Consider the following 14,235-nt stretch of genomic DNA (forward strand, 5'->3'; position numbering starts at 1 on the left):
ATAGCTGTGACGCTATGTAATCCAAGGTAAATGTAATTATTGCGCAGTTGTTGTTGGTGGGACAGCAAACGACGTCAGACCCAAAGAGGCTTTCGCATGGAACCGTCACCTTCGTCCCCACACGCAATTGATATCTATAGCCAACAGATCAAACAAACCCCGGCCCAGCGCCAGCATGCCAAGACGCAAAGCGTCGATGTCGCACAGCGCAAATACGAGGTGATGTATCTGGATGCGCAAGGTCGCTTCAACGAATTCAACACCATTGCCCGCGCGCACCCCGCCTTTGAGGATGCTTTTGCCGCATTGGGACACAGCGCAATCGTACAAACACAAAACGGGCATATGTCCGTCGAAGATGTGCTTCCCGGAGATGAGATCCGCCTCTCTGATGGCAGTTATGAAGTGCTGCAATGGCGCGGCCGGATCACGCTGGGACCAACCCCTGCCGGTGTGACCAACGCCAAACAACCGATGATGACACGCATTACCGGCGATGCGCTTGGTGATAGCCGCCCCGCGCAAGATTTGGTCTTGGGGCCGTCGGCACGGCTGCTCCACCGCGCCACCGGCATTCGCAAGGTCACAGGTGCTGATGCGGCCTTTATTCCTGCCGCAGATTTCATTGATGGCAATACCGTCCTGGGTCTACAGCCTGCGGCGCCGGTCAGTGTGTTCCAATTTGGCTTTGACACACAGCGCAGCCTGATGGTGAACGGGCTAGAGATTGAAACCCTGCACCCCGGTTCCGCTTTCAACCTTGGACTGCGTGGTGATGCGCTGCGCGAATATCTTTCGCTTTTCCCACATAAGCGCGGGTTCGAGGACTTTGGCCTCATGCACCACCCACGCCTGCGGATGCGCGACCTAGAGCTGCTGAGCTAGATCTACCGGGGCGATTTTCACCGATCGCCCCCAGAATCGCCACAAAAGCAGCACCGCAGCGACGGCCAGCCCAATCACAAGGCCCGACCAAAGGCCGACCGCCCCAAAGCCAAGATTGAAGGCCAGCAGGTAACTCACAGGCAGCCCAATCATCCAATAGCTGACCGCGGCCATGACCATTGGCACTGTTGTATCTTGCACCCCGCGCAAGAGACCCAATGCAAGTACCTGCAACCCATCAACCAGTTGGAACAGGGCAGCTACCATAATCAGGCTTGCGCCAATGCGCAGCAACGTGGCCCGTTGAGGTTCATTGGGATCGATGAACAGCGATACCAGCGTTTCAGGCAAGGCCAGAAAAACAACCGACGTCAGAACAGCAAAAAGCGCCGACATCCCAATCGCCGTGATCCCGCCCCGACGCAAGGACAGCTCATCACGGCGGCCTAGCGCACGGCCCGCTCGCACAGTGGCCGCCTGACTGAACCCGATATGTACCATGAACGTCAGACTGGCCAATTGGATCGCGATACCATGGGCGGCAAGTTCAATCGCCCCAATCCACCCCATCATGACCGCTGAGGCACTAAAAAGTCCCCCTTCCGCAAGCGAGGTCAACCCAATCGGCCAACCCAGCATGAAGACGCGGCGCAGGATTTCGGCATCACTGCGCCAGAAATTCTTGAACAGTTCAAACTGCGGCAGTTTCCGATTGATATAGAGGACGAGGATCAGCACCGTAATCACATTGACGCTCAGCGATGCGATGGCGGCACCTTGAATACCCAGCTCTGGCATCCCGAAATTGCCGAAAATCAGCGCGTAGTTGATGAAACCATTCAGTACAGCCGTACCAATCGTCGCCCACAGGATAATCGCCGTGTGCTCCATTGCGGCCAAGAATGCTTTTAGCGTCCAGACCACCAGAGCCGGGATCATCTGCCAGATGATGATTTGCAGATAGATATGGGCCAAAGCCGCCACATCAGGGTCCTGCCCGATGGCGATCAAAATGTCCTCGGCCCAGAAAAACGGGATCGTCACACCAAGCCCGTAAAAGATCGATAGCCACAGCCCCATGCGTGTCACGCGACGCACCTGCACATCATCATCTTCTTCAGCCGCTGCCGCGACCAATGGGGTGACAGCCTGCGAAAATCCGGCACCGACGATGAAAATCACAAAAAACAGCGTCCCCGCGATGGTCGACGCAGCAAGTGCCGTGACATCGTACCACCCCAACATGACGGTATCGGTGATATGGATCGCAAACTGCGCCAGATTGCTTAAGATCAGCGGCAGTCCTAGCTTCCAGATCGCACGGCTGTGGTCTTGATATGTTTGTGCGACAGGCTCCATAGACAAAGGCTTAGGCCCGTTCCGCGCCCCGGTCCAGCGTAATCAGATGCTGCGCAACACCAATTGGCTGGCAAGGATCAGCACAACACCACCCGCCAAAATCTCGGCCCAGGCCAGCGTGCGGGCAACAGCGGCGTAACTGACCAGTTGCAAGGTGCTTTCGCGAAAGCCCACGGCAGCAAAGGCCACAAGTACGGTGATGCTGGCGGTGCCAAGCCCCATGATCAGCGCCCCGATGATACCGGCCCAATCAATCTCCAGGCGCCACGTCAGGATCAGCAAAAACAGCGCGCCGGTGCAAGGCCGCACCGCAATTGTTCCAACCACGATCAATGCATCGCGCCATGACCGCACTGTCTCGGCCTGCTCCAATGTCGGGCCGTGGGCGTGACCGCAAGAGCCGCAAACCTCGCCATGATGATGCGCATGCGCGTGCTTTGGGCGCAAATGCCGGATGCCACGCACGATCAGCCAAGCCCCAACAGCCCCAATAAACGCATAACTCAGCGGCGCCAGCACATCATCGGCAACGCCCGTCATCTGCGCGCGCCCCCAGCCGAACACAATAACCGCTGCATAGACAAGCGCGATGGCCGTCACCGCCTGCGCCAGTGACGCCCCAAGCGCCAAACCGGCCAAACGCCTTGCGGGCACACGTGTGCCTGCGCCATAGCCACCAATCACCAGCTTACCGTGGCCCGGCCCAGCTGCATGCACAAAACCGTAAGCAAAGCATAAGCCCCAGAGGGTCGCCAGCGCCCCCGGCTCACCCGCGCGCAATCCGCGCAAGGCAGCCGCAATCGCATTTTGGACATCGCGTTGCGCCCCCGTCGCAAACTGCGTGACCTGATCCGCCCCGCCAAAGATCCACAGCCAAAGCGCTACCGCGCCTAACCCGGCAAGGATCAAAGCGGGCCAGCGCATGTCACAACAATCGTATCGGCAAAAGCATCGCCAATTTCCGGGAAATACTCATCAGGGCCGATGGCATTGGGGTCCTGTCCGTCCGTCAAACGCGCCGCCAACGCATATGCTGCATCAAGATCAGCCGCGATCACCTCTACGGTGCAATCATCACGCCCCTCTATCAACACCGGGCGGCGCATATCATAGGCGGTGTAAAAAGTTGGGTCGTAAACACGGATTTGTACCGGCCCGTCTGGGTCGGGCAACACGGGCACGGGCCGCAAATGCACCTCGTGAAATATGCCATCTTCATAGGTCATCTGGTGGCCCTGCTTTTCGGCAAGCGCCAGCACCTCACCTTCCTGAGACACTTCCAGATCACCGTTATACTCTGGCGGCCACGCCGCAATCTGTGCGTCCAACAGCTGTTGTTCGGCCGCTGTCAGGACCAGATCACCATCCATATCAATGCCCAGATCAGTTGTGACCAAAAGCGAAAAGAAATCGTCGTAAAACCAATCCAGCTTGACCGCCATCCCGCCATCTTCGGCAAAGACGACAGTGACCTGCGCCTCCACAAAAACATGCGGATGCGCCGGGGTCATCGTCGGGGCGATCATCGCGGCAAGAAGGGGCAGTGTCAGACGCATCCCATCTATCTAGGACGGGTTGCCAATAGGCGCAATGGAGCCCGCACCAACATGCGCGGGCCTTCACTCATCACGCGTCAGCCAACCTTGGTAATGCACCATCAACGCGCCTGTCAGCGGCGCCTTCAACGCCACGTCGAAATGAAAGCGACCGTCGGCCTCGTACTCGCGCGCGATACTGATGGGCAGCAAAGCTTTCGGAAAAGAGATCGGCCCCAATCGGCCAGAGGTCACGGGAAAATGCAACTGCCCATCCGCCACATGCAATCCCAGCGTAAAGGTCAGCAGGCCAAAGCGTTCGGTCATCCGCCCCTCGCTGACCTTCAAAAAGGACCAGAAGTGCTTGTCATCAAACTGCCTTTCCCACAATTCACCCCCGTTTCGCGGGGTCATTGTGACGGTCACTGGCGTGTCATCACGGGCAGGCGGAAACCCAAAAACAGCAGCAATAAAACGCGCCCAAAGCGACCCGCCCCGCGTCACCTTCGCCCGCCCCGCCCACCGGCGCGGCGCAGGCACATCATGTAAATCACGCAAGCTATTTGGAAGCTTCACGTAATCCGCACCCAGAAAATCAGGAAAGAGCGGGACTATGTCTTCCACCACGACCTCGGTCTTGACCGCCAAATCCGCCATCCCCTCTTCCATCTGCGTCAGCGATACCACACCCACGGCAGGCCGCGCACCGGGTGCGACATCGTCTAGCGCACGCAAAACCGCCCGTGCCGGAACCGCCGGGATGAACGGCCCATCACCCGCGCGCGCGATCATACGCCACGTCCGGCGTTCCCATTGTTCCCCTTTGCGCACCGTGACTGCCACGCACATGCCCCCGACATCCGTGCCAAACCGCCAAAGCCGCTTTGACAGCCACAAAACCAGACCGGCCAGCCACTCCGGCGCACCCAGCCCCAACCGCCCGCGCAGCCACGAAAACGCGGCAAGGGCGTGGTTCATCACCCCCAGTTCCAGCCCCGCACGAAAAGCAACGGTGCGCGCACAAAAGGCAGAGGCAAACAGCCCCTGATCAGGCACCTCAATAACCCAGCCCTTGCGCCGGATACCCTGCCCCAGATCAAAGCTGTCAGGTTGCGACCAACTGCGCTGCGTCATCATTGTGCCATCCACGGGCGCACACATCGGCTGGCCACATTGTGCCAGAATACTTTGCACCACAGACCGGCCACGCGGCGCGCGATTGCCCGGCAGGATTGCGCTGCTGATCGTGTCGATCTCATCTGCATCCTTACCCAATGCGGTCACCGCCGCAGAAGACAGCGCAGGCACACTGGATACACCCGACAGCACACAAACACCTGCAGCCTGCGCGGCCTCGTCCAGCACATGGATACCTGCACAAAACCGCAAATTATCTGCAAGATCAATATAATGCACGCCGGCTTGAATGCAGGCTTCAGCCAGAAGAAAAGGCGTATCACCATAGGCATGAAACGGACCGGCAGCATCCACCACAACCTCAGGTCCCAGCGCCCAAAGCGCTGTCAAATCGCCCGTGCGATCAAGCGTCAAAGGCTGCGCCCCCACCTCATCCGCCAGCGCCATTACCGCAGTGGCGCGACGTCCAGCCACAACCACCTCATGCCCGTCGCGTGCCAGTAACAGGACCAGGCGCGACCCGAAAACACCGGTGCCCCCAATCACCACAACCTTCATGGCAATAACCGCGCCCGGAACGCAGGATCAGGCAGCGCGCACATATCACCACGGCCAAACATCGCATAGCGATTGCGCGCAACCCGCTGATAGAGCCAATCGCGCACCGGGCGTGGCAGGATTTTCAGCAGGGCGAATATTCGTCCCATGCCGCCAGATCGCTGGCCAACCCGGATCAGCGCATCGAAATCACGCCAAACGGTGCCATTTTCGATAAACAGCCACGTGTCCGGATCAGCAGCATTCAACCCATTCTCGCGCATCAACGCCGCACCCGTGTCCGACTGGATCGGCGCAATCCTGATCTCGCCCGACTGGTCCAAACGGTGGATCATCCGCGCACCCCAACTGCATAGTGCGCAGGTGGCGTCCATGACAGCGATGGGGGCTTGCGGTGCGGTCATCCTAAACGCCGGTCGCCTGAAACTTGCCCATCAGATAAGGGCCAGAGCGCACCGGTGGATAGGCATTCGATCCATCCAGCGGCACAATCTCGGCGTCCCAGTCTGGCTGATGAAAAAAGGCAAGCGATTGACGCGCCGGTTGGCCCGGCTTGGCGACAACGCGGTGCAAGGTGCTGACCCAACGGTCAGCCGTCCAGCGCGCCATCAGATCACCAATGTTGATCACGAAAGCACCCTCAAATGTGGGCACGTCAACCCAAGCCCCATCCTGCTGCACCTGTAAACCAGCGCCGCCCGGCTGCGGCAACAGAATGGTGAGCGAGCCATAATCCGTATGCGCCCCCGCGCGCTGTTGCTTATCCAATGGAACATCCAAGGTGGCCGGATAATGCAGCGCCCGCAAGGCAGAGATCGGGTTGGCAATGAAGGGATCAAAATGATCATCCGGCAAGGCCAACGCGACAGCAAACGCCCGCATCACCCGCGCCGCCAAATCCTCCATCGCGGCGTAATAAGCCTCCCATGCTGCACGAAACCCCGGCACATCAGGCCACAGCGTCGGCTGATAGCAAAACCCCATTGCGTCGGCACAGGCATCGGCGGGCACCTTTATCGGACCACCGTTAAAACTTTCCTTCAGATCCGGCGGGGTCTCTTCCCCTTTTGAGCGCGCAAGTGCCTCAGTATCAGGGCCAAGATAGCCGTAAGGATAGCCTTGATAAGGCGGTGCCACCGCGTGCTTGGCTCGCGAATTTTGGGCAAAGAACACCTCTGCGGCCTGCCATATATCGGCAATCACATCAGGCGCCACGCCATGCCCTTCCAACACCAGAAACCCGGTGTCACGGCAGATATGATCCAGCGCGCGCGCCATATCGTGGCGTGCATCTTGATGCGCGGTCTCAAAAGCTGCCAGATTGAACCGCGGGAATGTCATCCCAGCACATCACGCCATGAATGCTTGGGCGCAAAACCCACCATCCGCTTGGCCTTATCGTTGGCATAGAACGTCTCATCCGGGCGCATCTCGCGCTTCACCGGCACGCCTTCATAAAACCGTGCAATCACCTCATCTGACGAAATCCCGACCGACGCATCGTCATTGGCGACGTTAAACACCTCATATCCCAACCCATCCGTCCTCAGACAGCAATCCACCATATGGCCCAGATCGCGGGCGTCGATATAAGCAAAGATGTTGCGGCGACGCAGTCTAGGATCGTCCATATAAGCAGGAAATTGTTCTGCATATTCATGCGGTTCTATAACGTTATTGATGCGCAACCCGTAAATATCAATCCCCGTGCGCGCCTGAAAAGACCGAGCTGTCGCCTCATTACACACCTTGGACATCGCATAGCTGTCATGGGGAACCGTTGGGTGCGCTTCATCAATTGGCACATAGTCCGGCTTTAACTCACCATCAGCAAAACACACCGCATAGGTCGTCTCAGAGCTGGCAAAGATCACCTTGGGAATGCCCAGCTTCACTGCGGCCTCAATGACATTGTAAGTGCTCAGCGTATTCTGGCGAAAACACTCGCCATCTGTGCCGATCATTACGCGCGGCACAGCGGCAAAATGCACCACAGCGTCATACTTTGGCACACCCGTGCCCGGCTCCAGCTCATGGAAATCGGCATATTGGGACATGGCCCCAATGACCTGGCCCGCATCGCACAGATCAATCAGCAATTCCGACACATCCAGCCCTGATGGCACCCGGTCCGCATTCACGACCTGATGCCCCTGCGCTTGCAGATGGGCAATCGCATGTTTGCCAGCTTTGCCGCTGCCACCTGTAAAAAAGACACGCATGTTGTTCCTCCTTAAGCCGCAGATTAATTCACACGCAGAGGACTGCAACGACTATTCATTCCCGCCATTGACCTATACGTTAAGCGGACCACTCACTCACCACCTCAGGAGCATTCCATGCGCATGATGACCGCAGCCCTTGGCCTATTGGCTGCAACCGCTGTTCAAGCCCAAAACCATATTGATATGGTGCGTCCCGACGCGCCGGAACTGGCGGCTTTTGGGGATCATAAAATCGGCGTGACCACGATGATGTTCACCAACCCTGATCAAATCGACATCGTCAACACACGCGAAAAGGGCGAACCACCCCGCTATGACCGTGAGATCACAGTCGAAATCTGGTACCCTGCAACAGATAACACGCAGGCAGGCGGCACTTATACCACTTTGATCCGTGACGGCGTGACACACGCCACCCTGACGGGCCAAGCCGCCCGCGATGCGACCCCTGCGACAGATGAAACCTATCCTCTGATCATTATTTCACATGGCTATCCCGGCAACCGGTTCTTAATGTCACCTTTGGCAGAAAACCTTGCATCAAAGGGCTATGTCGTCGCCGCGATTGATCACCCGGACAGCACCTATGATGATCAAACCGCCTTTGGGTCAACACTGGTCAACCGCCCGTGGGATCAGCGCTTTGTCATCGACAGCATGACAGCGCTCGAGGGCGATCTTGGCGCGATCATTCAAGACGACAACGTCGCCATCATTGGCTATTCCATGGGCGGTTACGGCGCGCTGGTCTATGCCGGCGCAGGCGTGACCCTGCTGAGCACCACCTACGAATGGGGCGCACCGCAAGGATTGCTGGAACGCAACCTGATGGACACCGAAAGCCATGCCGCATTGGCAGACGACCGGATCAAAGCCATCGTTGCATTCGGGCCTTGGGGCAATAACACCGGGTTCTGGGATGCTGAAAGCTTGATGGGCATTGAAAAACCGCTCCTGCTTATTGCCGGCGAAGTTGACGATGTATCACTCTACGCAGCGATCCGCGGCATCTTTGATGACACGATGAACACAACACGCCATTTGCTGACTTTCGCCCAAGCCAACCACAATGCAGGCGCGCCCATGCCCGCCCCCGCCGAAAGCTATGCCGTGTCAGACGAGCTGGGTTATGCTCCGTTTGACCACTACGCCGATCCGGTCTGGGACAGCGTCCGCATGAACAATGTCAGCCAACATTTTGTGACGGGGTATCTGGATCTGCATCTGAAAGGCGATACCGATAAGGCCGCCTATTTTGATCTGACGCCCATCGCCACGGATGGTGTCTGGTCCGTTGATGAAGACGGGAACAAAACGCCAGAGCACAGTTATTGGACAGGCTTTCCGAACCGGACGGCAGCCGGCTTGCTGTTTGAGACGAAAAACAAAGGCGAGTAGAAAAACCTACCCGACGCTTAGCAAAATACGCACCAATGCGGTCTGCGCATTCACCCCGGTTTTGGCATAGATCCGGGACAGATGGGTTCTGACCGTGTTGATGCTGATGCCAAGGCTGTCTGCGGCAGCGGTCAGGCTATCACCGCTGACAATGCGGGCCGCCAAAGCAAGTTGCCCATCCGAAAGGCCGTAAATCGCCTGCGCCATGGTCAGCCTGTTGGTCAGATCACCATCGCTTTGCATCTCAACAAAGGTCATTTCATCGCGCACGAAGAGGGTGCAAAAGGCCACGCCCCCTGCATCCGTTTCGCCCAGCACGATCGGCAACCGAAAGGTTTGCCCGCGCTGGGTTGAATAGCAATACTGTTGAAAATAGCGATGCTGCTCGGCTGCACAGTTCAGACCCGCTTGCAACAACTTGTCCCAAGCGGGGCTGAGCGCCCGCAAGCGACCGTTTGAAATCTGCAGGCATGGGTGGGCCTTGAGCGACGCCAACGCCGCAGGTGGCGCGAACAAAACCATACCCTTTGCATCGACCGCCAAGCGGTGCGCGTCTTCACGCTGATGCCCGCGTACCAAAAACGACGAATAAACGATCCGCCAATTGCCATCATCGCGTTCAAGAACCCGCGTCTCATAGGTCTGTTCCACCCGCCCATCAGCTTGGAAAGATCGCCCCTCAAACACGACCCAAGCCATATCATCACGGCAGGTGATCGACACATTCTCGCGTTGAAAATCGGTGATCCCGCAGACCGCGCCGCTGTCAAAAACCTCATGCATGTATTGCGCGATAGCTGGCCACCCTTCCAGCACGGTTGCCCCGGTCGTGGACGAAATGCATAACTCGCGCGTCCGATCATCCTGCACCCAACAGGCGGCCCATGCATCGAAATCGCCGCGCACAAAGGTCTCGGTCTCCTGCGCGATCACCTGCATGATCGCGGCATGGTCGGTGGGTATCTGTGACGGGTGGTTCATGCGTTTCTGATCCTGATCGATCTATGCCTTTCATCTGTTTTGCGATCACGGCGTGTGAGACGCTTCAAGATCTGAAGCCAGTCGCAACTATGACTGGCATAGAACGCATCATACGCCTCTGGCTTTGCTGATAGAGTATGATCGAAAATCGCTTTCATGTGTAGCGGGTCCATCAGGCGGCCCTCCTGCCATTCTGTCCAATCAAGGACATCCTGCCATGAACACCGGGGCCGGCGTGTCACCCGAAGTGACCACAGGAGCGCCGGTTTTTCACGAAACATGGCCCATCCGGCAGATCGAAATGGACCAGATCAGCCTTCCCCCACCCCGCGCGCTCTGTCATATTACATCAAACAAGAATTGAGGTGAGCAGCCCATGACAGGCGATCTTTTGTCCAATACGGGACCCGACGACTACAACGCCGACAGCATCGAGGTGCTGGAGGGGCTGGAGCCTGTGCGCAAACGCCCCGGCATGTACATCGGCGGCACGGATGAACGGGCCCTGCATCACCTTGTGGCAGAAGTGCTCGATAACTCCATGGATGAAGCCGTCGCAGGCCATGCAAACCGGATCGAGGTTGAACTCCACGCCGATTACGCGGTCACAATCAAGGATAACGGGCGCGGCATCCCGATCGACCCGCACCCCAAGTTCCCAGACAAATCAGCGCTCGAAGTCATCCTCTGTACCCTGCACGCCGGCGGCAAATTCAGCGGCAAGGCCTACCAAACCTCCGGCGGTTTGCACGGCGTTGGCGCATCCGTGGTCAACGCGCTATCCGACAGCCTCGTCGTCCAAGTCGCCCGCAACAAAGAAATCTACGAACAACGTTTTTCGCGCGGTATCCCCCTCGGCCCGGTCGAAAAGGTGGGCAGCGCCCCCAACCGGCGCGGCACAACCTTTACCTTCCACGCAGACCCCGAAATATTTGGCAGCCATCGCTTCAAACCCGCGCGACTGTTCAAATCCATCCGGTCGAAAGCCTACCTCTTCTCCGGCGTCGAAATCCGCTGGAAGTCTGAGATCGACGATGGCGAAACCCCGACCGAAGCCACCTTCCACTTCCCCGGCGGCCTGTCCGACTACCTCAAAGAAACACTGGGCACGGCCACCACCTACGCCGACAAACCCTTCGCAGGCACCGTCGATTTCCAAGAAAAATTCGGTGAGCCCGGCAAGGTCGAATGGGCCATTAACTGGACGCCCGTGCGCGACGGTTTCATCCAGTCCTATTGTAATACCGTGCCCACACCAGAAGGCGGGACGCACGTCAGCGGCTTCTGGGCCGCAATCCTGAAGGGCATCAAGGCTTACGGCGAACTGTCTGGCAACAAAAAAGCCGGGCAGATCACCCGCGACGATCTGATGTCGGGCGGCTGCGCGCTGGTGTCCTGCTTCATCCGCGACCCTGCCTTTGTGGGGCAAACCAAAGACCGGCTCTCGACTGAAGCGGCGGCAAAAATGACCGAAGGGGCGGTGCGCGATCACTTTGACAACTGGCTGGCGAATGACACGAAATCCGCAGGTGCGATCCTTGATTTTCTTGTGCTACGCGCCGAAGAACGGCTGCGCCGCCGTCAGGAAAAAGAAACCGCACGCAAGTCCGCGACAAAAAAACTGCGCCTGCCTGGCAAGCTGACCGATTGCACCAGCAAAGACCGGGTCGGGACCGAGCTTTTCATCGTCGAGGGCGATAGTGCGGGCGGCTCTGGCAAAGGCGCGCGCGACCGCAAGACGCAAGCGCTGCTGCCGCTCAAGGGTAAAATCCTCAACGTGTTGGGCGCTGCGTCATCGAAGCTCACGACAAACGCCGAAATCAACGACCTCTGCGAAGCGCTCGGCGTCGGCATGGGCACGCGGTTCAACGTCGACGACCTGCGCTACGACAAGATCATCATCATGACCGACGCGGACGTCGACGGCGCACATATCGCGTCGCTCCTGATGACGTTCTTCTTCACCCAGATGCGGCCCTTGATCGACCAGGGGCACCTCTACCTCGCCTGCCCGCCGCTCTACCGGCTGACGCAAGGGGCCAAACGGGTCTACGTGGCGGACGACGCGGAAAAAGACGCGGTGATGGCCAAGGGCTTGGGCGGCAAGGGTAAAATCGACGTCCAACGTTTCAAAGGCTTGGGCGAAATGGACGCCAAGGACCTGAAAGAAACGACAATGGACCCCGCCACGCGCAAACTGATCCGCGTGACCGTGCATGATGATGAGCCGGGGGATACGGCGGATCTGGTGGAGCGTCTGATGGGGAAGAAGCCAGAGCTGCGGTTCCAGTACATTCAGGAAAACGCGCGGTTTGTGGAGGAGTTGGATGTTTGAGGGGGAGTAGCTAATTGACACGGCTTTCATGGTTTGGGGTTGGGCTAACACTGCTTTATTTGGGCGCGATACTGCTGTTCATGATGTTGAATTGGGTGTCCTTTCTGTCCCTGAAGCCGAATGAGTGGGGTGATTTCCTTGCAGGAAGCTTCGGTCCTTTGGCCATTTTCTGGCTGGTACTAGGTTTTTTTCAACAAGGGCAAGAATTACGTCTTCAGGTAAAGGAACTGGCGCTGTCGGTAGAACAGCAAAAGGAGTCAGTTAGCGTGACCCGCGATGCCTTAGACCACGATCAGTTGCTACAGCGCGAGAAGGAACAAGCACGAATCAAAAGCATTCAGCCAAGCTTCTCCATCATTGCATCTGGAGGATCACAGCAAGGTGGCCACAACGGAAAGATAACAAATACAGTCACCGTCACAAATACTCGTTCAAGTGCCTCAAACGTTAGCCTCGTATTCCAGCCGCCAGTTCACGCCGGTGGTCTGAACTTTAAGCCGTTTTGGTCCAAGGGCGAGGACGTCCGTCTCAGCATACAATTTGAGCCAACGGGACCACCTGAAAAACGTGAATTGAGAATTTCCTACACCGACACAGACGGACAAAGTCATAGCCTATACTACAACTTTGCGCCGATAGAAAAAGAACCGACAAGCATGAACGTAAGCCTTGATAGGGCGGAATTGGCGGCGAGCATCTGAAGGCAAGCCGTACGGTGAGCATTCATGCGCGTTGTCAACAAATCAGCCCATTAAGTCGCGCCTCTCTGCCGCAACTCACGAAACTCTCCTGATAGTCACACCATTGCAAAAGAACTCCCGGGGCGATGCCCGGCGATGCCGGGCAGGATGCTTGGGGAGCGGCTGTGTCAGACTTGCCGGGGAGAGCCCCGGCCTATGGGTGCTGCGCCGTACGTCGGGGCCTGCCCCGACACACACCCTGTACGTACACCATATGTACAGCATCTGTACGCCATCCATACGCCCCTTTCCCAGCGCCAAATCCGCCCTATCTCACCCTCATGCGCCATGTCATCCTCGCCCTGTTCCTCGCCCTGTTCCTCGCCTCCCCTCTCGCCGCGCAAGAGGTCGAAACCGATCTCGAACTTGTACTGCTGGCCGACGCCTCAGGCTCAATCGACGCGGATGAACTGCTCTTCCAACGCCAATCCTACGCCATCGCGATCACCGATCCGGCGGTTGTTTCGGCGATCGAAAACACGCTTTATGGCTCTATCGCCGTCACCTATGTGGAATGGGCGCAGAACCAGGCCACGGTCGTGGATTGGACCATCATCGCGGATATGGACAGCGCTGTCCGCTTTGCCGAAGCACTGATCGGCCCGCCGCGTCAGGCCAGCGGGCGCAATGCCATTGGGTCCGCGCTACTTTACGGTAAAGACCAGATAGAAGGCAATGATATCAGAGGCTTCCGCCGCGTGATCGACTTTTCCGGCGACACGATGGGCAACAGCTATGGACCGCCGATCACGGTGGCGCGGGACGAGGTCGTCGCCGCGGGCATCACCATCAACGCCCTGCCGATCCTGCGCAACGAGAGCTTCCAGAACTTCGATCTGCCCGCCGCCTATGAGGCCAATATCATCGGCGGGCCCAATGCATTCGTTATGCCCGCGCAATCGGGGCCAGAGTTCACCGATGCGGTCCGTCGCAAGCTGATCTTGGAGATCGCAGGCACAACCCCGCAGACAGAGTTCGCCTCACTCCTGTTGGATAGCCTCGACGCGCGCGAGTAAATTAACAATTTATCAATCCGTTTAGACATTTACGGCAAATCCTTAGTCGAAAAGAACTGATCCTCC

Annotated in this window: 14 protein-coding genes; 6 read left to right on the plus strand and 8 right to left on the minus strand. The window is 57.8% G+C overall.

What is annotated here, in order from left to right; translation table 11 throughout:
* Window positions 1-96 precede the first annotated feature (96 nt).
* Window positions 97-885, plus strand: coding sequence for a Hint domain-containing protein (locus BC777_RS06650; protein WP_100367316.1), 789 nt, complete (start codon window positions 97-99; stop codon window positions 883-885).
* Here the strand turns inward: BC777_RS06650 and BC777_RS06655 are convergent.
* The 7 genes from BC777_RS06655 to BC777_RS06685 form a co-directional block, all read right to left on the minus strand.
* Complete coding sequence (locus BC777_RS06655; protein WP_100367317.1) at window positions 868-2,244, minus strand: MATE family efflux transporter; 1,377 nt, start codon at window positions 2,242-2,244, stop codon at window positions 868-870. The two genes, BC777_RS06650 and BC777_RS06655, sit on opposite strands and share 18 nt — an antisense overlap.
* A gap of 42 nt (window positions 2,245-2,286) precedes the next feature.
* Window positions 2,287-3,168 carry a nickel/cobalt transporter gene (locus tag BC777_RS06660; RefSeq protein WP_100367318.1) on the minus strand — a complete coding sequence of 294 codons (882 nt, stop codon included), beginning with the start codon at window positions 3,166-3,168 and terminating at the stop codon, window positions 2,287-2,289.
* The gene (locus BC777_RS06665; protein WP_100367319.1) at window positions 3,150-3,800 is read right to left on the minus strand and encodes a DUF1007 family protein; all 651 of its coding nucleotides are present in this window, start codon (window positions 3,798-3,800) and stop codon (window positions 3,150-3,152) included. Before BC777_RS06665 ends, BC777_RS06660 begins: the two co-directional genes overlap by 19 nt.
* Before the next feature lie 63 nt (window positions 3,801-3,863).
* A complete protein-coding gene (locus tag BC777_RS06670; protein WP_100367320.1) occupies window positions 3,864-5,474 on the minus strand; it encodes a saccharopine dehydrogenase family protein in 1,611 nt (536 codons plus the stop codon).
* A complete protein-coding gene (locus tag BC777_RS06675; protein ID WP_100367321.1) occupies window positions 5,471-5,878 on the minus strand; it encodes a thiol-disulfide oxidoreductase DCC family protein in 408 nt (135 codons plus the stop codon). Before BC777_RS06675 ends, BC777_RS06670 begins: the two co-directional genes overlap by 4 nt.
* A 1-nt stretch (window position 5,879) precedes the next feature.
* Entirely contained in the window at window positions 5,880-6,815 is a 936-nt protein-coding gene (locus BC777_RS06680) for an isopenicillin N synthase family dioxygenase (protein WP_100367322.1), read from the minus strand.
* On the minus strand, window positions 6,812-7,696 hold the full coding sequence (locus tag BC777_RS06685; protein WP_100367323.1) for an NAD-dependent epimerase/dehydratase family protein: 885 nt from the start codon (window positions 7,694-7,696) through the stop codon (window positions 6,812-6,814). The genes BC777_RS06680 and BC777_RS06685 overlap by 4 nt, the downstream gene beginning before the upstream one ends.
* A 117-nt stretch (window positions 7,697-7,813) precedes the next feature.
* On the opposite strand from BC777_RS06685, the gene BC777_RS06690 reads away from it, so the two are divergent.
* On the plus strand, window positions 7,814-9,097 hold the full coding sequence (locus BC777_RS06690) for an alpha/beta hydrolase family protein (RefSeq protein ID WP_100367324.1): 1,284 nt from the start codon (window positions 7,814-7,816) through the stop codon (window positions 9,095-9,097).
* 6 nt (window positions 9,098-9,103) lie between these two features.
* Here the strand turns inward: BC777_RS06690 and BC777_RS06695 are convergent, their stop codons facing one another.
* A complete protein-coding gene (locus BC777_RS06695; RefSeq protein ID WP_100367325.1) occupies window positions 9,104-10,078 on the minus strand; it encodes a nuclear transport factor 2 family protein in 975 nt (324 codons plus the stop codon).
* Between the two features lie 217 nt (window positions 10,079-10,295).
* Here BC777_RS06695 and BC777_RS19350 point away from each other — a divergent pair, with 217 nt between their 5' ends.
* From BC777_RS19350 to BC777_RS06710, 4 genes are all read left to right on the plus strand, one after another.
* Window positions 10,296-10,442, plus strand: coding sequence for a hypothetical protein (locus tag BC777_RS19350; RefSeq protein WP_168769092.1), 147 nt, complete (start codon window positions 10,296-10,298; stop codon window positions 10,440-10,442).
* A gap of 12 nt (window positions 10,443-10,454) precedes the next feature.
* Complete coding sequence (gene parE, locus BC777_RS06700; protein ID WP_100367326.1) at window positions 10,455-12,413, plus strand: DNA topoisomerase IV subunit B; 1,959 nt, start codon at window positions 10,455-10,457, stop codon at window positions 12,411-12,413.
* A 14-nt stretch (window positions 12,414-12,427) separates the two neighbouring features.
* Window positions 12,428-13,114, plus strand: a complete 687-nt coding sequence (locus BC777_RS06705) for a hypothetical protein (protein WP_133122523.1) — start codon at window positions 12,428-12,430, stop codon at window positions 13,112-13,114.
* A gap of 320 nt (window positions 13,115-13,434) precedes the next feature.
* Entirely contained in the window at window positions 13,435-14,169 is a 735-nt protein-coding gene (locus tag BC777_RS06710; protein ID WP_100367328.1) for a DUF1194 domain-containing protein, read from the plus strand.
* The last annotated feature ends 66 nt before the right edge of the window (window positions 14,170-14,235 follow it).

The organism is Yoonia maricola (genome assembly GCF_002797915.1).
In the GTDB taxonomy this organism is placed as follows: Bacteria; Pseudomonadota; Alphaproteobacteria; order Rhodobacterales; family Rhodobacteraceae; genus Yoonia; species Yoonia maricola.